Origin of the sequence: Bartonella sp. M0192 (assembly GCF_016102305.1) — a bacterium.
Taxonomy (GTDB): Bacteria; Pseudomonadota; Alphaproteobacteria; order Rhizobiales; family Rhizobiaceae; genus Bartonella; species Bartonella apihabitans.
Genome location: NZ_JACFOU010000001.1, coordinates 1,831,112 through 1,854,771 on the forward strand (window position 1 = coordinate 1,831,112; position 23,660 = coordinate 1,854,771).

General features: G+C 46.1%; 18 protein-coding genes. 5 read left to right on the forward strand and 13 right to left on the reverse strand.

All coding sequences use genetic code 11. The annotated features are described in order from the left end of the window. Positions 1 to 4: 4 nt before the first annotated feature. The 9 genes from cobU to gyrA all read right to left on the reverse strand — a co-directional run bounded on the left by cobU (position 5) and on the right by gyrA (position 11,324). Positions 5 to 517 (reverse strand): bifunctional adenosylcobinamide kinase/adenosylcobinamide-phosphate guanylyltransferase, encoded by a 513-nt coding sequence (gene cobU / locus H3S82_RS08015; protein ID WP_198233063.1) that lies wholly within the window; start codon positions 515 to 517, stop codon positions 5 to 7. 265 nt (positions 518 to 782) lie between these two features. After that, on the reverse strand, positions 783 to 2,237 hold the full coding sequence (locus tag H3S82_RS08020; RefSeq protein WP_198233064.1) for a cobyric acid synthase: 1,455 nt from the start codon (positions 2,235 to 2,237) through the stop codon (positions 783 to 785). A 472-nt stretch (positions 2,238 to 2,709) separates the two neighbouring features. Next, positions 2,710 to 3,696: an LLM class flavin-dependent oxidoreductase gene (locus tag H3S82_RS08025; protein ID WP_077971758.1), complete on the reverse strand. Its 987-nt coding sequence runs from the start codon at positions 3,694 to 3,696 to the stop codon at positions 2,710 to 2,712. Positions 3,697 to 3,764: 68 nt separating this feature from the next. Next, positions 3,765 to 4,892, reverse strand: a complete 1,128-nt coding sequence (tgt, locus tag H3S82_RS08030; protein WP_198233065.1) for a tRNA guanosine(34) transglycosylase Tgt — start codon at positions 4,890 to 4,892, stop codon at positions 3,765 to 3,767. Between the two features lie 5 nt (positions 4,893 to 4,897). Then, positions 4,898 to 5,974, reverse strand: a complete 1,077-nt coding sequence (queA, locus tag H3S82_RS08035; protein WP_198233066.1) for a tRNA preQ1(34) S-adenosylmethionine ribosyltransferase-isomerase QueA — start codon at positions 5,972 to 5,974, stop codon at positions 4,898 to 4,900. A 904-nt stretch (positions 5,975 to 6,878) separates the two neighbouring features. Next, positions 6,879 to 7,391, reverse strand: coding sequence for a peptidylprolyl isomerase (locus H3S82_RS08040; protein ID WP_077971764.1), 513 nt, complete (start codon positions 7,389 to 7,391; stop codon positions 6,879 to 6,881). Between the two features lie 10 nt (positions 7,392 to 7,401). Next, complete coding sequence (locus H3S82_RS08045) at positions 7,402 to 7,959, reverse strand: peptidylprolyl isomerase (RefSeq protein WP_198233070.1); 558 nt, start codon at positions 7,957 to 7,959, stop codon at positions 7,402 to 7,404. A 37-nt stretch (positions 7,960 to 7,996) separates the two neighbouring features. After that, the gene (gene coaD / locus H3S82_RS08050) at positions 7,997 to 8,491 is read right to left on the reverse strand and encodes a pantetheine-phosphate adenylyltransferase (protein WP_198233067.1); all 495 of its coding nucleotides are present in this window, start codon (positions 8,489 to 8,491) and stop codon (positions 7,997 to 7,999) included. A gap of 40 nt (positions 8,492 to 8,531) precedes the next feature. Further along, positions 8,532 to 11,324, reverse strand: a complete 2,793-nt coding sequence (gene gyrA, locus H3S82_RS08055) for a DNA gyrase subunit A (RefSeq protein WP_369458785.1) — start codon at positions 11,322 to 11,324, stop codon at positions 8,532 to 8,534. 242 nt (positions 11,325 to 11,566) lie between these two features. Between gyrA and H3S82_RS08060 the strand changes: the two genes are divergently transcribed. Further along, entirely contained in the window at positions 11,567 to 12,199 is a 633-nt protein-coding gene (locus H3S82_RS08060) for a MarC family protein (protein WP_198233068.1), read from the forward strand. 425 nt (positions 12,200 to 12,624) lie between these two features. On the opposite strand, the gene H3S82_RS08065 is transcribed toward H3S82_RS08060, so the two are convergent. Further along, complete coding sequence (locus H3S82_RS08065) at positions 12,625 to 13,122, reverse strand: single-stranded DNA-binding protein (protein WP_198233069.1); 498 nt, start codon at positions 13,120 to 13,122, stop codon at positions 12,625 to 12,627. A gap of 236 nt (positions 13,123 to 13,358) precedes the next feature. Here H3S82_RS08065 and uvrA point away from each other — a divergent pair, with 236 nt between their 5' ends. Continuing rightward, positions 13,359 to 16,274 carry an excinuclease ABC subunit UvrA gene (gene uvrA, locus H3S82_RS08070; RefSeq protein WP_198233216.1) on the forward strand — a complete coding sequence of 972 codons (2,916 nt, stop codon included), beginning with the start codon at positions 13,359 to 13,361 and terminating at the stop codon, positions 16,272 to 16,274. Positions 16,275 to 16,930: 656 nt separating this feature from the next. Here the strand turns inward: uvrA and H3S82_RS08075 are convergent. Together H3S82_RS08075 and H3S82_RS08080 are read right to left on the reverse strand one after the other, a co-directional pair. Beyond that, positions 16,931 to 18,172 carry a porin gene (locus tag H3S82_RS08075; protein ID WP_078039644.1) on the reverse strand — a complete coding sequence of 414 codons (1,242 nt, stop codon included), beginning with the start codon at positions 18,170 to 18,172 and terminating at the stop codon, positions 16,931 to 16,933. Between the two features lie 131 nt (positions 18,173 to 18,303). Next, positions 18,304 to 19,833 (reverse strand): NAD(P)H-hydrate dehydratase, encoded by a 1,530-nt coding sequence (locus tag H3S82_RS08080; RefSeq protein ID WP_246785254.1) that lies wholly within the window; start codon positions 19,831 to 19,833, stop codon positions 18,304 to 18,306. Between the two features lie 236 nt (positions 19,834 to 20,069). On the opposite strand from H3S82_RS08080, the gene H3S82_RS08085 reads away from it, so the two are divergent. The 3 genes from H3S82_RS08085 to H3S82_RS08095 all read left to right on the forward strand — a co-directional run bounded on the left by H3S82_RS08085 (position 20,070) and on the right by H3S82_RS08095 (position 22,587). Continuing rightward, a complete protein-coding gene (locus tag H3S82_RS08085) occupies positions 20,070 to 20,408 on the forward strand; it encodes a P-II family nitrogen regulator (RefSeq protein ID WP_075870859.1) in 339 nt (112 codons plus the stop codon). A gap of 78 nt (positions 20,409 to 20,486) precedes the next feature. Further along, positions 20,487 to 21,896, forward strand: a complete 1,410-nt coding sequence (gene glnA, locus H3S82_RS08090) for a type I glutamate--ammonia ligase (RefSeq protein ID WP_077971776.1) — start codon at positions 20,487 to 20,489, stop codon at positions 21,894 to 21,896. A 142-nt stretch (positions 21,897 to 22,038) separates the two neighbouring features. Then, the gene (locus H3S82_RS08095; RefSeq protein WP_077971777.1) at positions 22,039 to 22,587 is read left to right on the forward strand and encodes a hypothetical protein; all 549 of its coding nucleotides are present in this window, start codon (positions 22,039 to 22,041) and stop codon (positions 22,585 to 22,587) included. A gap of 640 nt (positions 22,588 to 23,227) precedes the next feature. Here the strand turns inward: H3S82_RS08095 and H3S82_RS08100 are convergent. Continuing rightward, entirely contained in the window at positions 23,228 to 23,656 is a 429-nt protein-coding gene (locus H3S82_RS08100) for an organic hydroperoxide resistance protein (RefSeq protein WP_198233214.1), read from the reverse strand. Positions 23,657 to 23,660 lie beyond the last annotated feature (4 nt).

The following is a 23,660-nucleotide window of genomic DNA, read 5'->3' on the forward strand; positions in this document are numbered from 1 at the left end:
AAAGTTAGCCTTTCAATTTAAGCGGCAGACCAGCCGCAACAAAAAACACCGTTTCTGCTATATTTGCAATTTTCTGGTTCATGAGACCGGCATAATCACTAAATTCACGCGCAAGCTTGTTGTCCGGCACAATCCCGAGTCCTACCTCGCTCGAAACAAAAACCGCTTCTACCTCAAGCTTTGCAAGACCATCAACAAGCTTTGCTATTTCTGTTTCAACGTTCCGGTGATACTCCAATAAATTACCAAGCCAAACGCTGAGACAATCAATAAGGACGATCTTTTGTTCATTATTGTGTTTTTGGATCTCGCCTATAAGATCAATCGGTTCTTCAACATTAATCCAGCCGGACTTACGGCGTGAGCGATGCATGTCGACCCGTTTTTTCATCTCGTCATTGAAAATTTCTGCCGTTGCGAGATAGACCGGCACTTTATTGGCAGACAACACATAATTTTCGGCAAAAACCGACTTTCCCGAACGCGTACCGCCAAGAATCAATGTTATCTTTGCCAAAAAACTCCTCCATTTACGGAATAGACATTCATCACTTTACTAAGAAAGCTGAAAACCGGCTTCATGCCTTTGATGCAGAATCAGAGTTCTTGAATGATGAGAACACAAACCGGAACCGGATTTCTAGCCCATTCTTAAATACAATAATTTGACTGACCGGTTCGAATGAAATGCCCGAATTGGGTCCACTTCCTGAAAGTCCAGTTTATTTTTCGCAAATTCTTTTGCAAAAAACCGGCTATTTATAGAGATAGCTGCTTAAACTTTATCGTGCAAGCCGAAAAAGCGCGTTTATGTCGACAGCCTTTTCCAGTTCATCGGCAATCTTATCGAGCGCATTATCAATTTTTTCAAAATGTCCGGACGCATCCGGCTTTGCACCAAAATTTCCGATAAAATAACGACGAAAAGCATCTGCCGAAAATAAACCATGGAGATAGGTTCCCCAAATCTTTCCATCTGGCGAGGCCGCACCGTCTTCGACATTGTTTATTTTTAAAGGGGCATGGCGACAATCGGGACCAAAGCTTTTGCCCATATGAATTTCATAACCTCTGAGCGGAAGTCCACTTAAAAGATGAATAGCATTACTATTGCGCGTGAGTTTTCGTTTTCCGATTTCGGTTACCATATCAAGCAGGCCAAGCGCATCTATTTCGGTAACGTTTCCTTCCAGACAATCGCGATCAAAAATTTTCCTGCCCAGAATCTGGAATCCACCGCAAATGCCGATAACCATTCCGCCTTTTTTAGCGTGTTCGATAATCTCCCCATCCCACTTATTTTCACGAAGAGCAATCATATCGGCTATGGTCGATTTGGAACCGGGAAGGATAATAACATCGCTATCGGCTGGAAAACACTCACCCTTCCGGACAAAGACAATTTCAACATCACTTTCGTGAGCCAACGGGTCGAGATCATCAAAATTGGCAATATGGGGTAAAACCGGTAGAGCTATTTTTACTTTGCCATGTTTTTTTGGCTCTCTATGTTCGAGTGCCATCGAATCTTCAGGAGGCAACAGGCTCGCCCCTTCAAGCCAGGGAATAACGCCGAGGCATGGCCAGCCGGTAAAATTCCGGATTGCTTTGATTCCGTCATCAAAAAGGCTCAAATCCCCACGAAATTTATTAATGAGATAACCGCAAACCATTGCGCGGTCTTCACGATCAAGAATTGTTGCGGTACCTACGAGTGAAGCGATCACACCACCGCGGTCAATGTCACCAATCAATACGACCGGCACATCGGCGCTTCGCGCAAAACCCATATTGGCAATGTCACCATGGCGCAAATTGATTTCTGCCGGTGAGCCCGCCCCCTCCACCAGCACCAAATCGGCTCTCTCCTTCAATCGGGCAAAAGATTCCATGACCCGATCAAGAAGTGCACCCTTCATTTTTTGATAGTCGGCACCTTTTTTAAAACCGGAAAGCTTACCCTGTAGAATGATTTGGGAACCGGTAGAACTTTGCGGTTTCAATAAAACCGGATTCATATGAACGGACGGTTTTTCATTTGCTGCAAAAGCTTGCAGCCATTGACCGCGCCCGATCTCGCCACCATCATCGGCAACCGCAGCATTGTTCGACATATTTTGCGGTTTGAACGGCATTACCTTGATGCCCTTGCGGGAGGCCAAACGGCAAAAGCCGGCAACAAGAACTGTTTTTCCGACATCGGAACCTGTGCCCTGAAACATCAATGCACGTGCCAAATCAATCACCCTTTACCAATAAAAAAATCGCAATTTTTTTCAAAAAAATAGCGATTTTCATACTTCATTAAGTGTTCGCTAACCCGTGATTAACATTGTTGATCTACAAAGGCTCCAGAAACAAAAACACTTTGTTTCTCTCTGGATCAGGTAGTGCGTACCAGAGGTGTAATTCCGGACACGTGTATGAGTATCGTCCGGAAAATGCGTAAGATAAAACTGCGTAAACGGGCCACCGCTTGCGCAGTTTTACGCATTTCTAGCCTGCTTTACGGGTTAAGAAAAGATGACTTTCCGGTTCTTCCACATCTTTTCAGAAAACGGTGCATTGATAGCTCTGTAAGACAGCTTCAACCCAAAGAAAAACGCCGACTGTGCATTTTGGAAATAAATGATTTTAACCCCACAAATCCGCGACCATTAGCGCTCGGTTATCGAGGGCTCTACCGCTTGCTCATAGAGTGATTAAAAATCATAAATCTTTAATGATTCGGGCAAGAAGTGTGAATGAATCCATGCGTTTTTTATTATCCCAAATCGGGCTCGTAACAATCAACTCGTCGGCATTCGTATCGGCTATCAGTTTTTTCAGTCCTTGCTCGACTGTTTCAGATGAGCCAACGACAGAGCAAGACAAAGATTGCTCAAGCACCAAGCGGTGATTGAAAGGCAGATTGTCAACATAATTCATGACCGGTTTCGGTAATGGACCGGCACGCCCCGTTCTCAAATTGACAAAGGATTGTTGTTGGGAAGAAAATAGAAACTTTGCTTCGTCATCCGTTTCAGCAACCACAACATTTGCCGCAACCATTGCAACGGGCTTATCCAGATATTCCGACGGTTGGAAATTATCGCGATAAACTTTAAGTGCGCGATAAAGCTCGGCCGGTGCAAAATGCGAGGCAAACGAATAAGGCAAGCCCAAAACTGCCGCAAGCTGCGCCCCATAAAGGCTCGACCCCAAAATCCAGACCGGTACGTGCAAACCCGCTCCCGGAACTGCCCGCAATTGTTGCTGAGGCTCGGCATCTTTAAAATAGTCAAGCAATTCGACAACATCGCGGGGATAATCATTCGGGTTGCTATCAAGCGAGCGTCTCAAGGCTCTGGCTGTCATCTGGTCTGTGCCCGGAGCACGACCTAATCCGAGTTCAACCCTGTTCGGATAGAGTGCTTCAAGAGTGCCAAATTGTTCGGCAATAACGAGCGGAGAATGGTTAGGAAGCATAACGCCGCCCGCACCAACAACGATTTTATTGGTCGAGGCAAGAATCTGCCCCATTACAACCGCCGTTGCAGCGCTTGCAATGCCGGTCATATTGTGATGTTCGGCATACCAGATACGAGGAAACCCTAGCTCATCCACATGTTTGGCAAGAGCTATGGAATTTTTTAACGCCTGAGCAACCGAACTTCCCTCAGGCACGGGACATAGATCAAGGACAGATATTTTCATTTTTTAAATATAGGAACTCTGAAAATGAATACAACGAGAGAAATTCAATTGAGTAGAGCTTTTTTAAATCAATCTGCTCTATCGCCCCTATTCCACTCTTCGGTTACTTCGGCTACAAAATCGGCATAACGATGTGCTTCGATCGCGTCTCTTATGCCTTGCATCAATTGCTGGTAAAAAGCGAGATTGTTCCACGTGATCACCATTCCGGCCAATGGTTCACCCGCTTTTACAAGATGGTGAAGATAAGCACGGCTATAATCCCGTGCCGCCGGACAGGGAGATTGAGGGTCTAGCGGGCGCGGATCTTCGGCATGTTTTGCATTTCTCAAATTGATTTTACCAAATCTGGTAAATGCCAAACCATGTCGGCCTGCCCTTGTCGGCATGACACAATCGAACATGTCAACGCCATGCGCCACACTTTTTAAAATATCATCAGGTGTGCCAACCCCCATCAGATAACGCGGTTTATCTTGCGGCAAAATCGAACAGGTCACATCAAGCATATCCATCATGACATTTTGCGGCTCACCTACCGCCAGGCCGCCAATGGAATAGCCTTTCAAATCGAGATCCTTCAAAGCATTTGCCGACCGTTCCCGCAAACTTGCATTATCCCCACCCTGAACGATACCGAACATCGCCTTGCCCGGTTGGTTCCCGAATGCCGTTTTGCAACGTTCTGCCCAGCGTAAAGACAATTCCATTGCCTTTTCCATTTCTTTGAATGATGCAGGCAAGGCAACGCATTGGTCGAGTTGCATCTGGATGTCGGAATCAAGAAGGCACTGTATTTCGATCGACCGTTCCGGTGTCAGCTCATAACGCGCACCATCAATATGCGATTGGAAGGTCACGCCCTTTTCGGTCAATTTCCGCAGTCCTGCAAGTGACATAACCTGAAACCCGCCGGAGTCAGTCAAAATAGGTTTTGGCCAACGAGCAAAAACATGAAGGCCGCCCAATCTTGCAATACGTTCTGCACCAGGGCGCAACATCAGGTGATAAGTATTGCCGAGTATAATATCGGCACCGAGCTCTTCAACCTGCTCCATATACATTGCCTTCACCGAACCGGCGGTTCCTACCGGCATAAAAGCAGGTGTGCGGACTTTGCCGCGCGGCATTGTAATTTCGCCACGCCGCGCGTGACCATCTTCAGTAATTTTCTTGAAGGTGAAGGTTTCGCTCATTGTTCCTAATCTTTTCGTTCCAGAAAACTTGTATCGCCATAAGAATAAAAACGATAGCCTGTTTCGATAGCATGTTGATAGGCGTGTTTCATTTCATCAAGCCCGCTAAAAGCCGATACAAGCATGAATAATGTCGAGCGCGGCAAGTGGAAATTGGTCATCAGGCAATCGACAAAACGGAAATGATAACCTGGTGTTATAAAAATATCAGTTGAATCGGCCCACGCATCAAGTTGCCCGTTTTCATCCGCAGCACTTTCCAGAAGTCGCATAGCCGTTGTGCCAACAGCAATCACCCTGTTACCGCGTTTTTTCACAGCCATTAATGCATCTGCCGTTTGTTGATCTATATGGCCGATTTCAGAATGCATTTTATGATCTTTTGTATCGTCAACCTTGACAGGTAAAAATGTGCCTGCGCCGACATGGAGCGTTACAAAATATTCTTCGACACCCCGATCTTTGATTTGCTGCATCAAATCCTTGGTAAAATGAAGACCGGCAGTCGGCGCGGCAACCGCACCTTCTTCGCGGGCATAGACTGTCTGATAATCGGTTTCGTCACGCTTGTCTTCGCCCCGTTTCAAAGCAATATAGGGTGGCAAAGGCATGTGGCCGATAAGCGCGATTTCACGATCAAGCTCTGCACCCGATTTATCGAATTCCAACAGCATTTCGCCGTTTTCGCCTTTTTCACGAACCGCGGCAACAAGCTTGTCATCATCGTCAAGGTTTGGATCCTTCTTGTTGAAAACAATTGTTTCGCCAATTTTTAAACGTTTGGCCGGACGAACAAAAGCAAGCCACTCATTGGGGCTTACGCGTTTATGAAGTGTTGCGCCAATATGGGCAATAGCGGCACCGCGCCGCCGTTCTCCCTGTAGTTGGGCTTTTATAACCTTGGTATCATTGAAAACCAGTGCGTCGCCTTTTTTGAGAAGTGAGGGTAAATCGCGCACATGTAGATCTTCAAGACACCCGCCTTTTCCGACATGTAAAAGACGGGCACTTTCTCGCGGCACTGCAGGTCGCAAAGCGATTTGTTTTTCAGGTAATTCGAAATCAAAAAGATCAACTTGCATAAGAGCGCACGCACATTCATAAATCGGACAAGCGGATAAGGCTTGTCGCACTGTTATATCAGATTAAACGACCAGCCGAAATGGAGGCCCTGCCAAGGATACTTGGTAATGGTTTTTTACTAAAGCATTTTCCGAAAAGTGTGAAGCGGTTTTCGGAAGCAAAAATGCGCTGCTAAAAACCCATTTTCCGAAAAGTGTGAAGCGGTTTTCGGGATTAAAATGCGCTGCTAAAACCAATTTTTTCGAAAAGTGTGAAGCGGTTTTGTAGGGCTAAATCTGTCATTTGTCACAGAGTATCTTCAAAAAAGGAATGCGGATATAACGCGATTTTTCGGGCTAAAAATCGTGTTTTTATCAAGTGTTTCTGTCAAAACACTAAAAGGGCATTTCAACTTCTACAGGTAAGTTAGCGTCAAGTTCGGATTAAAATGAAAAATGGCGGAGGTTTTCGGAAAACATCAGGAAATGCATTGAAGCCGGATATATTCTAGTCAGGTTATTCAGGAGCTTTCCCTGCAATAAACCGAATGAATATCAGCATATTTTACATAAGAAAAATAATGAAAATCCGGTTTTTAGCGCCGCGCAAAATCACTTTTACATTTAAGCTTTTTAGTGCCAATTAGCCGTTCGTTCCCGATTCCAAACATCTTATAAAGGGGTGATCTGAACGATATAAAAAAATATCGACAAAAACTTTTTACATTAAATTCAAATCGTTAAATGCCAAACATGAATCATTTTGTGAAGATTATATCGCTGCTGTTTCTATAGAGATACAAACTTCCATGTGCTGGAATTTCACGTTTTAAAAAAACAAAAGGTGTTCCGAATTTTATTCAGAACACCTTTTTTCAAGTTTCATAAATCAAAGCTTCCGAACAACTGTGTTCAACTCTGAAAATTATTTTTTATCAGCAGCAATTGTTGCTTTGACAATGCTGTCAGGATCGCTAACAGGCTCGCCTTTTTTGAGCTTGTCGACATTTTCCATGCCTTCAATGACCTGACCCCAAACCGTATATTGCCGATTGAGCCACGGAGCATCCTCAAAACAGATAAAGAACTGGGAATTTGCCGAATTCGGGTTTTGACTGCGTGCCATAGAGGCAGTACCGCGCTTATGTGGCACATTGGAAAACTCGGCTTTAAGATCGGGCTTGTCCGACCCACCCATGCCTGCTCGCGCTGCATTGAATTTCTTGCCGCCTTTTTTGCCAAATTCGACATCGCCTGTCTGTGCCATAAAACCGTCTATCACGCGGTGAAAAACCACGTTGTCATAAGCACCTTCACGGGTTAATTCTTTAATTCTCTTGACATGTTCGGGTGCAACATCAGGCAATAATTCTATAACCACATCGCCCTTTGTCGTTTCCAATATCAGAGTATTTTCCGGATCTTTAATCTCAGCCATTTCTTTTCCTTTATTTTGTAGCCTCTATACGTGCTTTTACAATGACGTCTGGATCAGCAACCGAACCGTTATTATCTGCCCGCCCTTTTTTGATTTTATCAACGACATCCATGCCTTTTACCACTTCACCAACAACCGTGTATTGGCCATTGAGGAAAGACGCATCATCAAAACAGATGAAGAACTGGGAATTGGCCGAATTCGGGTCTTGCGAACGTGCCATTCCGACTGTGCCGCGTTTGAAGGGGACTTTGGAAAATTCTGCTGCAAGGTCGGGATATTGTGAGCCACCCATGCCTGCACGACGAATATTGAATTCGGGACTGCCTTTTTTGCCGAATTTTACATCTCCGGTCTGCGCCATAAAGCCCGGAATAACCCGATGGAAGACGACATTATCATATGCGCCTTCTTTGGTGAGCTTTTCGATTTGTGCAACATGTTTGGGAGCAATATCCGGACGCAACTTAATTGTTACGTCACCATCTTTCAGTGTTAATACCAGATTTTCTCCACCTGCAGCAAAAGCCACGGGAGCAAGCGAAAAAAGTGCAAACAGAACGGCCATAATGCCCAAAAGTTTACGAACCAAGATCTTTCTCCATTTATGATTTGAATTTTTTTGTTAACGCCAATGCAACATTTTCGGGAACAAAGGGCGAAACATCCCCCCTCATCAACGCAATTTGACGAACAAGAGTAGCAGAAATTGAACGAACCGCATCGGCTGCCGGTAAGAATAATGTCTGTATTCCGGGTGCCAATGCCCTGTTCATGCCGGCAAGTTGCATTTCATAGTTGAAATCCGTGCCATCACGCAAACCGCGTATAATAAAATTTGCGCCGATCTCGCGTGCTTTATCAACCAGCAGATTGTCGAAGGAAATAACTTCCAAACGCTTTTCAGTGTCTTTCAAAATAGTCTTGGCAACGGTTTCGATCAATTTCTTACGTTCTTCAAACGTAAAAAGCGGGGCTTTGCTCGGGTGGATGCCAATAGCAACAACAACCTTGTCCGCCACTGCAAATGCACCACGCAAAACGTCGAGATGGCCATTGGTAATCGGATCAAACGAACCAGCAAAAATTGCTACTTTCATCTTTCACCTCCCGTCAGCCATCTTGCTATGACTTGATTATTCAATCATCCGTTTGCGTATTAGAATTGCCTGACGAACTGTTGTCATCATTCGGCACAGTTTCGTCAACGTCGCTATCGTCCTCTTCCGATTCAGAGATACGTTCAACCGAAACAACTTTTTCGTTTTCGGCTGTATCGAAAATCGTGACACCTTTTGTCGACCGGCCTGCAATGCGAATTCCTGCCACCGGAACGCGGATGAGTTTACCGCCATCCGAAACAAGCATGATCTGGTCATTTTCCTCAACAGGGAAGGATGCAACCAGCTTGCCGATTTCGGCCGTCTTTGAAGGATCTGTCGCTCTTATTCCTTTGCCACCACGACCGGAAATTCTGAATTCGTAGGATGAAGAACGTTTGCCATAACCGAACTCACTTACAGTCAACAGCATCTGTTCATGTTGAGAAAGTTCATTATAACGTGCTTCGCTAAGCTCGGCATCGCCTGTTGCTTCTTCCTCGTCACTGATTGTTACATCATCGCTATCGTTACCAGCCGCACGACGTTCGGCAACGGCGCGTTTGAGATAAGCCGACCGTTCGGCCGGTGTTGCTTCGACATGCTCCAGAATAGCCATTGAAATGACTTTATCACCTTCACCGAGATTGATACCGCGCACGCCAATGGAATTTCTACCGGCAAAGACACGAACATCGGAAACGGCAAAACGGATACATTGACCGTCAGCAGTGGTCAAAACCACATCGTCATTTTCTGTACAGGTATCGACAGACAGAATTTCATCTTCATCATCGTCGAATTTCATTGCAATTTTACCATTGCGGTTAACTTGTACAAAGTCGGAAAGCTTGTTTCGCCGCACAGTGCCACGTGTTGTCGCAAACATGACATCAAGTTCGCTCCAGCTTTCCTCATCCTCCGGCAATGGCATGATTGTGGTGATGCGCTCGCCTTGCTGCAAAGGCAGAAGATTGATGAGCGCCTTGCCACGCGATTGAGGTGTTCCCACCGGCAAACGCCATACTTTTTCTTTGTAAACAATGCCACGTGAAGAGAAGAACAGAACCGGCGCATGCGTATTGGCAACAAACAGACGGGTTACAAAATCCTCGTCCTTTGTTGTCATGCCGGAGCGGCCTTTACCACCGCGATGTTGCGCCCGATAAGTATTGAGCGGAACGCGCTTGATATAGCCGCTATGGCTTACAGTGACGACCATTTCCTCACGCGCAATGAGGTCTTCGTCATCCATTTCGGCGCCACCGGAGCCAAATGAAGTAAGACGCGGCGTGGCAAATTCGTTGCGAACAGCCATCAATTCGTCTTTGACAATTGTCAAAACACGCAAACGGGAACCCAGAATATCAAGATAATCGGTAATTTCCGCGCCGATTTTATTGAGCTCATCGGCAATCTCGTCACGCCCCAAAGCTGTCAGGCGTTGCAAGCGCAAATCAAGAATGGCACGCGCCTGTTCTTCCGAAAGATTATAGGTATTATCTTCATGAATAATGTGACGCGGGTCATCAATCAATTCGATAAGATGGCGAACTTCTGCAGCCGGCCAACGGCGTGTCATCAACTGGTCACGCGCGGTTTGCGGGTCCGGTGCATTACGGATAAGCTGGATGACTTCGTCAATATTGGCAACAGCAATTGCCAGACCAACCAAAACATGGGCACGTTCACGTGCTTTGCGCAGTAAAAACTTGGTACGCCGTGTAACAACTTCTTCACGGAACAGAACAAAGGCCTTGAGCATATCAAGGAGAGTCATCTGTTCAGGCTTACCGCCATTCAATGCCACCATATTGCAGCCAAAAGAGGTTTGCAAAGGCGTGTAGCGATAAAGCTGGTTCAAAACGACATCGGCAACGGCATCACGCTTCAGCTCGATCACAACGCGATAGCCTTCACGATCGGATTCATCACGTAAGTCCGAAATGCCTTCAATCCGTTTTTCGCGTACAAGCTCGGCAATTTTTTCAACCATTGTCGCTTTATTCACCTGATAGGGAATTTCAGTAACAACGATGGCCTGCCGGTCATTGCGGATTTCTTCAATATCGACTTTGGCGCGCATAATAAGCGAGCCACGTCCGGTTTCATAAGCCGAACGTATACCGGCGCGCCCGAGAATAATCCCGCCAGTCGGAAAATCCGGCCCCGGTATGATCTTGAGCATTTCGTCAAGTGTTATGGCCGGATTATCAATGAGAGCGACACAACCATCAACAATTTCGCCAAGATTGTGCGGCGGAATATTGGTGGCCATACCGACCGCAATACCGCCTGAACCATTCACCAGAAGGTTCGGGAAACGTGCCGGAAGAACAATCGGTTCCTGCTCGCGACCATCATAATTATCCTGAAAATCGACAGTCTCTTTGTCAATGTCATAAAGCAGACTATCGGAAACTTTTTCCAGCCGACATTCGGTGTAACGCATAGCTGCCGGCGGATCACCGTCAATCGACCCGAAGTTCCCCTGCCCGTCAATAAGCGGAACGCGCAGCGAAAAATCCTGCGCCATGCGCACCAGCGCATCATAGATAGATGAATCGCCATGCGGGTGGAATTTACCCATCACCTCGCCGACAACACCGGCAGATTTACGATAAGGCTTGTTATAAGAAAGCCCCATCTGGTTCATCGCATAGAGAATGCGTCGATGAACCGGCTTCATACCGTCGCGAACATCAGGCAGCGCACGCGATACAATCACACTCATGGCGTAATCGAGGTAAGAGCGCTCCATTTCCTCTACAATATTGACCGGTTCAATACCGTTCGGATTTCCTGAATCTGGTGGTACAATTTGATCGTTCACGGTTATATAACTTCCTTAATAGAATCAGCCCTTCCTTTATAACGAAAAATGCCCCGAAAAGCCAATTTCTCTTGCCCTTCCATGCATGGATTTGGCTATTATTTTCAGTGTGTTAGTTAGCCACAAGAAAAATCGGTGGATGACTTTATGGTGAATTTGTGCCATGAGAGCTGAAATGAATGTTTTCAACAGCCCCTGATTTTGGCACATACCGAATGATGGCGCACCAAGGAGTAACAATCATGTTTGACGCAGGTTTGTTGCTAAATGCGTTTATCACATTACTGGTTACAATTGACCCTGTAGGTCTCGTGCCGATTTTCTTAGGCCTCACGCGTGACATGACGCATATGGAACGCAAGTCCACAGCCATTGCCGCGTCTGTCATTTCTTACGTTATTCTGCTCGCTTTCGCACTTATCGGCGGCGCAATATTGGAAGGGCTGGGCATTTCGCTCGGTGCATTCCAGATTGCCGGCGGTATTTTATTGTTTGCGATTGCTTTCGAGATGATTTTTGAAAAACGCTCGGCGAGAAAACAGAAATCTGTCAAAACCGCGGTTACACGCGATCATATTCACAATATTGCAGCCTTCCCGCTTGCAATACCGATGATCGCTGGACCCGGCGCGATCTCGGCCACTATTCTGATGGCCAGCAAAAACCCCGGATTCGTCGGCACTCTGGTTTCCTGTTTTGTTATTCTGATTTCGGTGATTGTCTGTTATGGCTTCATGCTTCTTGCCCACCCGATTGACCGACTTTTAGGTGAAACGGGCAGAACAATACTGACCCGCCTCTTCGGTGTCATCCTTGCGGCATTGGCGGTTCAATTCGTTGCCAACGGAATTTTGGCTCTCTTCCATATTGTTTGAAACTGCGTCACCACCAAACGCCTTTTCGCGTATCATTTCAGGATTGTTGCGCATGTGGCTGGTTGCCGCTCCAATTTTCATGAAAAACTGCCGGACACGCCCGAAACAAAGACATGTTCAAAACACTTTGGAAAACACGAGTTACAATCCGGCAAGACAGCTCCGGAATAGGCTATACATCCAGCCAATCTTACATATTGGAATATCGGCTTTATTTTCTATGGCAAGGCGTCTTAGAAATAAAAGTTGCAGCCTGATAAAAACTCCCTGCTTCACTTATTCCCAAAAGCTGCGATTCGCTTGAAAACAATGAAAACGGGGAGCTTTTTCAATTTTTTGAGTTATGCAAATGAAGTTCCAATAATATCCCTGCCATGCATTGAAAGGCAATTGAAAGGCGGGATAATCGCTAAAGAACTAGAGCCTCAAAACGGAACATCGTCATCAAGCTGACGCGAAAAATTGCTTCCAGATTGATTGTTTCCGCCCTGATCGGAATTGCCGTAGCCGCCACCAAAACCGCCGGAACCGGATTGATCGCTCACTTGCTGACGGCTGCCGCCACCCTCGCCGCGGCTATCAAGCATTTGCAATTCACCGCGATATTTTTGCAAAACAATCTCGGTTGTATAACGGTCATTGCCGTTCTGATCCTGCCATTTGCGGGTTTGCAACTGCCCCTCAATATAAACTTTCGCACCTTTTTTAAGATATTGCTCGACAACTTTGACCAGATTTTCGTTAAAAATGACAACGCTGTGCCATTCTGTCCGCTCGCGACGCTCGCCTGTATTACGGTCACGCCACGTATCCGACGTTGCAATGCGCAAACTTGCCACTTGATCACCAGAATTCATTCTACGAATTTCCGGATCTGCACCGAGATTACCAACCAGAATGACCTTGTTAACACTGCCTGCCATTATAAAAACTCCAAACCACGCGGCAAAAAGCCGAAAATTAAATGCTAAAGCTCAATTTGCCACCATATAATCTATTTTCAAGCTTGGGGCAAAAAAGCCTGTTTTATTCATGCAATTTCCACAGAACTTCTATTTTTGTTATTTTTTTAAGCCAAATCTTACCATTGCAATTTTTGACCATCTCACCTATTTGAAAGCGAGTGTTCCATTTTTGTTCTTTCCCCGCAAGGCCAAATATGTCTGATCAGAAATATATTTCAATACGTGGTGCCCGCCAACACAATTTAAAGAACATCGACCTCGATCTGCCGAGAGACAAATTGATTGTCATGACTGGTCTTTCGGGATCGGGTAAATCGTCACTTGCATTTGATACGATCTATGCCGAAGGGCAAAGGCGATATGTGGAAAGCCTTTCAGCCTATGCCAGACAATTTCTGGAAATGATGCAAAAACCGGATGTTGACCAGATTGACGGTCTCTCTCCGGCAATTTCCATTGAACAAAAGACCACGAGTCGTAACCCGCGTTCAACTGTCGGCACGGTGACGGAAATTCACGATTATATGCGCTTGTTGTTTGCGCGGGTCGGTGTGCCCTATTCGCCCGTCACTGGGTTACCCATTGAAAGCCAGACTGTCAGCCAGATGGTTGATCGCATTCTGGCACTCCCCGAAGGAACGAGACTTTATATTCTGGCTCCGCTCGTACGCGGGCGCAAAGGCGAATATAAAAAGGAAATGGCCGATCTCCTTAAAAAGGGTTTCCAACGCGTCAAAATTGACGGCGTTTTTTACGAGATTGCCGATGTTCCGGAACTCGATAAAAAATACAAACACGATATTGATGTTGTCGTAGACCGTCTTGTTGTAAAACCCGACATTTCAGCCCGTCTTGCCGATAGTCTTGAAACCTGTCTTCATCTCGCTGACGGATTGGCAGTTGCCGAACTTGCCGATAAACCGCTTCCAAAAGAACAGACAGCCGGAGGCTCGGCCAATAAATCGAAAAATGATACGCATGAACGTTTACTCTTTTCCGAAAAGTTTGCCTGCCCTGTTTCGGGCTTTACCATTCCGGAAATAGAACCCCGGCTTTTTTCTTTCAACAATCCGTTCGGTGCTTGCCCGACCTGTGATGGTTTGGGGTCGCTACAGGCAATTGATCCGGCCATGGTGGTTCCTGACGAGAATTTGTCTTTGAAAGCAGGTGCTATTGCTCCGTGGTCGAAATCCTCTTCACCTTATTATAATCAAACACTTGAAGCGCTTGGAAAAGCTTATCATTTCAAGCTCACAGACAAATGGAAAAACCTTTCCGAAGAAGCCCGTCATGCTATCCTTTATGGCACCGGCAAGAAAGAAGTAACCTTTACCTATCATGACGGTATGCGCTCCTATTCGGCAACCAAAAATTTTGAAGGCGTCATTCCGAATATGGAACGGCGCTGGAAGGAAACCGATTCAGCCTGGTCGCGCGAAGAGATTGAGCGTTATATGTCGTCTTCCCCTTGTCCGGCATGTAAAGGCTATCGATTGAAGCCGGAAGCGCTGGCCGTAAAAATCAACAAGCTTCATATTGGCGAAGTGTCCGAAATGTCGATTTCCAAAGCCGATAAATGGTTTCAGGAAGTGGACAAAACCTTCAATGAAAAACAGAAAAATATTGCTTCGCGCATTTTGAAAGAAATTCGCGACCGTTTGAAATTTCTGAACGATGTCGGGCTTGAATATCTCACACTGGCGCGTGCCTCCGGCACGTTATCCGGTGGTGAAAGCCAGCGCATCCGGCTTGCTTCGCAAATCGGCTCGGGGCTAACAGGTGTTCTTTATGTTCTCGATGAACCATCTATCGGATTACACCAGCGCGATAATGCACGCCTTCTTGAAACACTGAAACATTTACGTGATCTCGGCAATACGGTGATTGTTGTCGAACATGATGAAGATGCCATTCTGACTGCTGATTATGTCGTCGACATCGGTCCGGCTGCCGGTGTTAACGGCGGTAAAGTTGTTGCGCAAGGAACGCCAAAAGATATTATGGACGATCCGGCTTCCCTCACTGGCCAATATCTTTCAGGAAAAATGTTCGTTCCCGTACCTGCAGAGCGCCGCAAAATTTCCAAGACAAAGAAATTGCGTGTTGTGGGTGCGAGAGGCAACAATTTAAAGAATATTACAGCCGATATTCCTCTTGGAACGTTCACCTGTGTCACCGGTGTTTCGGGCGGTGGCAAATCGACATTCCTCATCGAGACGCTTTTTAAGGCAGCCTCGCGTCGCATCATGGGAAGCCGTGAACATCCGGCCGAACATGATCGAATTGAGGGGCTCGAATATCTCGACAAGGTGATCGATATTGACCAGTCACCGATCGGGCGCACGCCGCGTTCGAATCCGGCAACCTATACCGGTGCATTTACCCCGATACGTGACTGGTTTGCCGGTTTGCCGGAAGCAAAAGCCCGTGGTTATCAAGCGGGGCGTTTTTCATTCAATGTCAAGGGCGGGCGCTGTGAAGCCTGTCAGGGCGACGGTGTCATAAAAATCGAAATGCACTTTTTGCCGGATGTTTATGTGACATGTGATGTCTGTCACGGCAAACGCTATAATCGGGAAACGTTGGAAGTCACCTATAAAGGTAAATCCATCGCCGATGTTCTTGATATGACAGTGGATGAAGCGGCGGAGTTTTTTCAAGCAGTGCCTGCCATTCGCGACAAGATGGATACTTTGGTCAAGGTCGGGCTTGGCTATGTCAAGGTCGGCCAGCAGGCGACCACCCTTTCCGGTGGGGAAGCGCAACGTGTAAAGCTTGCCAAGGAACTCGCACGCAAGGCAACCGGCCGGACACTTTATATTCTGGATGAACCGACGACAGGCCTTCACTTCCATGATGTCGCAAAACTTCTTGAAGTGCTGCATGAACTTGTCGATCAGGGAAATACTGTCGCTGTTATCGAGCACAATCTTGAAGTGATCAAGACCGCCGACTGGATCATCGATCTTGGACCGGAAGGTGGCGATGGCGGCGGCGAAATCGTTGCTGTCGGCCGTCCTGAAGATATTGTGAAAGTCGAGCGCTCTTACACCGGACAGTTCCTGAAAGAACTTCTGGAACGCCGGCCAACGAAAAAAGCAGTGTCGTAACACGCGGACAAACAAAACGCATTCGGGAAAAATTATAAAAAAGGCGTGGCTTTTAAAGTTTCGCCTTTTTTGAAATTGTTGAGGCCAATAAATTTGAAAATTTTTGTCGTAGACAAACAACTGAACTTAAAAAACGATAGCCAAATACAAAAACCCAAATACAAAAACGATGCCGCAGAATGGCAACTCACATGTTTTGCAGGCTGCTCCTCATCTCAATCCCTCTCACGGGCTTTGCCTCTCCTACCCCTTCTCGCAGGTATGTTGTTGATCAAGGGGATATTTTTAGCTCAGTGTTCCGATAAGTTGCCCTATTTAGAGCTGATAATGAGATCGCTTTAAAACACATTTCATTCAGGAATGTGTTGAATACGTTATAAGGGACGAGCCACATCAATTCCCGATAAGCGATGCTAACTTCCTAAAAATGTTTCTCGCCTTCACCTGCAACCAATATCTTTAGCCTGAAATCCGGAATAGTTGGTTTCTTTGTTCTTGCTCAATGTCCCATCATATCGCGCATTCGCTATCTCTTTGTTATGGCCGTGCAATCAATCTTATAAATTCAAAAGTCAGACGGAAATCAGAAGCCATCTGGAATTCGTCAAAAAAAATGGCGGCCAAAGCCGCCATTTGAAACATCAATGGATATGATTTTAGAAATTGCGCTGCATACGCAACATGCCCTGAACGGCATTGTCGCCGTGGAATGTAACGCGTGAACCATCATCCCACTTCTTGTCATTACCAAAGTTCAGGTAAGAAACTTCAGGTGTAACAACGAGACCCGGAACAAGCTCATAAGCCATATTGACCGATGCACTGAAAACATCTGTATCGTCATAGGTCAACTGGGAATTGAAGGAAGCCTTCTTGGTGGCTTTATAGGTTGTACCACCCCAAACGGCCCAATCGCCACCCCAATCACCATATTGACTGGTGTGCATGCGATAATAATAATCATGCTTTCTGTTGGGGCGATCATTATTATAAACATCGTCATAGGCGTAATAGTCGTCATTGCTCTTGTAACCGCCCATAACCCAAACCGACAATTGATCGGTTACGTTCAAATTGACACGAAGTTTGGCAGCCCATTCTTCCCATTGTGCATCATAAGCACCAATAGCAGCAATAGACCCCCAGCCCTGTACGAATTTCGCACCGAGAAGAACATTCGGTGTGTAATCATCAATGCTGCTACCACTATAGAAATGGCGCGCATTGGGGTCATCGCGGTTGGCTTTTCCGGCACCGGTTGCAACCCGTTTACCCATGCCCTTTAGATAATAGTTGTCGCCAGCATTATCGCTGCCGTTATCAGTACCTTGTTCAACACCGATAATTGCCGAAAAGCCGTTATCTGCGGAGAATGTATAGCTTAAAACATTGGTACGCTGGAACATGCCGGGATCAACGACATCATCGTTCAGGACTTTACCGAGATAGCCCGTCCAATGCCAGAAAATCGATTCGTCAACACCAACACGCAAACCGCCCAATTCGATGTACGCAAAGTGGGCCTGACCGCTCAAAGTATCATTGCCATCGTCCCACTGATTACGTAGTTCGACCAAGGTGCGCAAAGTACCAAGTTCGGTTTCGCTTGCTGTCTGGAAGCGCAATTCACCGCGGGCACGCCATGCATAGGTGTCACGATCTTTTTTGCCCTTATATGCGTAAACATTATCGCCGCCTTTAATATCGGCACGCAAATAACCGCCAACGCGCATACATGTGTCGGTTCCGGGGATATAGAAATACCCTTGTCCATAAGCGTCGCAAACACGTACATATTCGACGGGTTCCGGCTCGGCTACAACAACATCGGCAGCGTAAGATGCACTCGATATAACCATGGCAGCAGCAGAACCTGCCAACAGTGCTTTAATTTTCATACGGATTTCTCCCTGTGCCCGATAGGCTATACTGAATAGAAATTTGTAATGATGTTATGTGACAGTCCCCCCGCAATGAAAAGCCAAAATTGGAAAAAAGTGCTATCTATAGTTAAGTAGTGATAAATTAGTCACATAATTGTCTCGGAAAGAACCAAGGGGATTGCTGAAACAATATCTTCTGCAATCATACCGTGTCCAAAATGGTCAGCACACTGCGCATGCAGAAAGACTCCGGCGCAAGCTGCTTCGAAAATCGGCATGTGTTGTGCACCCAAACCACCGATAATTCCCGAAAGCACGTCGCCGGAACCTGCTGTCGCAAGAAACGGTGTCCCATTTACATTAACCGCAAGGCGACCATCTGGAGATGCTATGACTGTATCCGCACCTTTATAGACGACCACCGCACCACTTTCGCTCGCAGCTTTTCGGGCTTTTTCAATACGTGACAAATCCTTGCTTTCCGAAATAGAGTAAAAAACGCGTTGGAACTCCCCTTCATGTGGCGTCATAATAACCTTGACCGGTGATTGTTTGATAAGTGCAAATATTTTCCGACTTTCTTTGGCGATAGCAGTAAGCGCATCGGCATCAAGAACGAGTGTAAAAATTTTACTCTTCAAAAGAATTGCTTCTACAATCGAAAAAGCACGCTCCAATGAACCGAATGCGGGCCCCAGAACGACCGAACGCACTTTCCGGCTTTCGAGAAAGTCGAGAATTTCTGCGTCGCTCCCCATTTCTTTAAGCATGATACTGGTGAGATGCATTTCATGAACGAGAAGTGCGTCTTCCGGAGCAATTATTGTAACAAGCCCTGCTCCGCTTCTTGCGGCAGCATGGGCAGCAAGTCGTGCAGCACCGGTTGATGATTGAGGGCCGGAAAACACCACCGCATGTCCGCGACGATATTTATGTGTATCATAATCGAGTTCCGGCCAATTGTTGAGCCAGAGCGAAGGAAAATTGATAAAGCGCTCCGGTTTGATAATTTCCAGCACTTTTTCCGGAATACCGATATCGGCAAGTCTGATCTCGCCACATTGTAATCTGCCGGGGTAACATACATGTCCGGGCTTCAATCTGAAAAATGTGACTGTCTTTGCCGCCTTGACAGCCTCTCCTTTTATTATCCCGCTTTCTCCGAACACACCCGAAGGCAAGTCGACGGCAATAACCGGAACACCACTTTCATTCAATTTTTTCAATTTCTCCTGAAGCGTTTGTTCCAAAGGGCGATCGAGCCCTGCTCCATATAAGGCATCAATAACGACATCAAAATCCTGTGGCGAAGAAAATTTATCAAAAGGCAAGCGCTTTTCGCCCCACAAAGCAGCCGCTTTTTCGGCATCGCTTCCCGATCTTGGTTTCCCTAACGCAAATATAGTCGGTTCGAAACCATGGCTTTTAAGAATATGGGCCGCCATATAACCATCGCCGCCATTATTTCCCGGCCCGCATAAAACAGCGATTTTTCGGCAACACCGATAATCATTTAAAATAATATCGACGATAGCCTCACCGGCGCGTTCCATAAGTTTGAAACTGTCATGCCCGTTTAACGTGGCAGCCAGCCGATCGGCTTTCCCCATTTCTTTCGGTGTCAAAAGTTCAACAGGAAAATGTCTACTTAACTTTGGTGTTGCATATTTTTTCATCACGCCGCCCATTTTTTATTCATCCACGACACAAATTGTTAAGTCCAATATAATTGTTTGGTCAAAATTCGCTATGGTTAACAATCTATAAATTGCGCATTCCTGCAAAATATTGTTGAGTTATTGCGTTATTTTTCCAACTTGGCACAAAACATGCTTATAACTTAATAGATAATGGAAAAATCGACTTAAAGCGGTTACCGAAGCTAAAGTTTAACGTTGGAGGCGAAATCAATATGAAAAAAATCGAGGCTATCATTAAGCCATTCAAGCTTGATGAAGTGAAGGAAGCCCTTCAGGATGTCGGCTTGCAAGGTATAACCGTTACGGAAGCCAAAGGGTTTGGCCGACAAAAAGGCCATACAGAGCTTTACCGTGGTGCAGAATATGTTGTTGATTTTCTCCCCAAGGTAAAAGTCGAAATTGTTGTTGCCGATGAAACCGTGGAGCCGGCGATTGAAGCTATTCGCAAAGCTGCACAAACCGGTCGCATCGGTGACGGGAAAATTTTTGTTTCATCTGTCGAAGAGGTTATCCGCATCCGTACAGGTGAAACGGGCGTAGACGCTATCTAAGCCATAAGTTAACTCATGCCCCATATTTACGGGGCATGTCCGATCAACCCTTTATTACTTTTAAATAAGGAATGTAATATGACGACTGCATCTGATATCCTTAAGCAGATTAAGGATAATGACGTTCGCTTCGTAGATTTGCGTTTTAGTGACCCTAAAGGCAAATTACAGCATGTAACCATGGATATCGCTGAAATCAGTGAAGACACATTTGCTGATGGTGTCATGTTCGATGGATCTTCCATCAGCGGATGGAAAGCAATCAATGAGTCGGATATGGTCTTGATGCCGGATCCAACGACCGCCCATATGGATCCGTTTTTCGCCCAATCCACAATGGTTATCCTGTGCGACGTACTCGACCCGATCTCAGGTGAATCCTATAACCGCGATCCGCGTTCGACCGCCAAAAAAGCCGAAGCTTATCTCAAATCATTGGGTATTGGTGACACAGTCAATGTCGGCCCAGAAGCCGAATTTTTCTTGTTTGACGATGTTCGCTTCAAAAATGACCCTTACAATACCGGTTTCAAGCTCGACTCCAACGAGTTCCCCTCGAATGACGACACCGAATACGAGATGGGCAATCTCGGGCACCGTCCGCGCGTAAAAGGCGGCTATTTTCCGGTTCCTCCGATTGATTCCTGTCAGGACATCCGTTCGGAAATGTTAACCGCTCTGACCGATATGGGCGTTCGCGTTGAAAAGCACCACCACGAAGTTGCAGCCGCCCAGCACGAGTTGGGTATCCGCTTTGACACATTGGTGCGCGAAGCCGACAAAATGCAGATATTCAAATATGTCGTCCATCAGGTAGCCAATACTTATGGCAAATCGGCAACCTTCATGCCGAAGCCGATTTTTGGCGATAATGGTTCGGGTATGCACGTCCATATGTCGATCTGGAAAGACGGCAAACCGACTTTTGCCGGCAATGAATATGCCGGCCTTTCGGAAACCTGCCTGTTCTTCATCGGCGGTATCATCAAACACGCAAAAGCTATCAACGCTTTCACCAACCCGTCGACCAACTCCTATAAGCGTCTTGTTCCGGGTTATGAAGCTCCGGTTCTGCTTGCCTATTCGGCACGTAACCGTTCAGCCTCCTGCCGTATTCCGTTCGGTTCGTCGCCAAATGCAAAACGTGTAGAAATCCGTTTCCCTGACGCGACAGCCAATCCTTATCTGGCTTTCTCGGCAATTCTGATGGCCGGTCTTGATGGCATCAAGAACAAGCTCCATCCCGGACAGGCAATGGATAAAGATCTTTATGATCTGCCTCCAAAAGAATTGAAAAAAATCCCGACTGTTTCCGGCAGCTTGCGTGAAGCATTGCAATGTCTTGATAAAGACCGCGCCTTCCTTAAAGCCGGTGACGTATTTGACGATGACCAGATTGATTCGTTCCTCGAATTGAAGATGGAAGAGGTTCTGCGTTTCGAGATGACACCTCATCCGATCGAATTCGATATGTATTATTCGGTCTGATTTTCGTTAACCAAGATCATTGAAAACGGGGGCTTCGGCCTCCGTTTTTGTAACATTTCCTGCCTTTTTCCTGTCACGCTTTGCCTTTAGACTCCGGATTCACTATAACAGACATATGAGTGAACAGTATCAAGGGTAAGTTATGCGACGCATCTCCAAAATCATCGTTGGTTTATCAATTGCTTTTTGTGGTCTAAACTCGGCCAGTGCACGATCGGCGACGGACGCAGAAGTCAAGATGCTGAGCGATGCGACAAATAATTACGCAACTGCGCTCCAAACTTCCAATTTCGATGCTGTTTTGAATGCAATACCACCGCGTATCATCCAGACACTAGCTGCTCAATCGAAAGTTGATCAGGAGCAATTCCGCCAGATTATGGTGAACCAGATGAAACAATTGGCTCAAACCTATAAGGTTGACAAAATAACCATAAGCCAATCGAAAAAAAGTGCGGGAGAATTCAAGGATGGAACGCCTTACTATATTATTCCCACCGATTTTGTGATCACAACAATCAACGGCAATAACAAAAATCAGATCAAAGGCGAACTTGTCGCCATTCTTGATAATAATCAGTGGTATTTTGTCCGTGGTGACGACGCAACAACAATTTCTACAATGAGCGAAGCATTTCCGGGATTTGAAGAAATAAAGCTCAGCGCGCCGGAAATCAAACCGATCAAATAGCGTTTGTGATCTAACTCTTCATTTGTTTGATTTCATAAAATCCAGATTTCTCTTTCCATAAATCCACGTGCGGTTCTAGAAAGTTTTCGACACGTTTCAAACTGAGCCGCATTTTTTTCAAACCGGTTTCCAACAATTTTTAGATGCTGTTCCGCAAAGTCGGTGGCTGACCGCTTGTTTTTGCGGCTCAAAACAGAATAACAATCTTCAAAATTTGAAATTTTGTCGCTTGCGATGAATTTCAATGCTGATATATCGCGACGGGAGAGTTAGAAATTGCACGACTGACCAAGTGATCTCGAACAAAAATTTTAGCTGGTAATGCGGCTTTACCATGCCGAACACGAAAAACAGCCCCTTTATCAAAGCCATAACAAATTCGATTTTGAAGATAGGCTGACGGCCATTGCGTGGTGACCGAGCACTTGAAAATCGGGATGTGCGATCTTTCAGACTTATCTGTCTCTGCAAGTGCTCATTCGAGTTATCGACGATAGCCATGAAAATAAAAATCACTGCAGCATCAAAGCCCATTTAACTGAACCTTACGGTCGCGCAGAGAGACAGCTTTTCGTTGCAGAAAAACTCTCCGATCGGTTCATAACCATTTGATACCGCAGTGTTTTTTGAGTTATTATTATCAGATAACTTTAATCTGCACAGCGATATTGTTGCGCGTCGCATGGGAATAAGGGCAAATCTCGTTATGCGCGGTGTGGGCGGCCATTTCAGCCTGTTGTTTGTCGAGCCCTTCCAGATGCACTGTCAAAACGACTGTAAGTTCAAAACCACCGCTTTTGCGTGGTCCAATTCCGACTTCGGCTTTTACATAACTTCCATCCTGAACTTTAAACCCTGCTTTTTGTGCTGCAAAACGTGTTGCCGATTCAAAACATGCGGCATAACCGGCGGCAAAAAGCGTTTCAGGATTGGCACCGATAGTACCGTTACCGCCCATCTCTTTAGGTTTTACCAAGTCGATGTCGAGCGCACCATCTTCCGAGTGCACATGGCCTTCCCGCCCACCTTCGGCAATCGCTGTCGTTCTATAAATTATGTTCGATAACATTGAG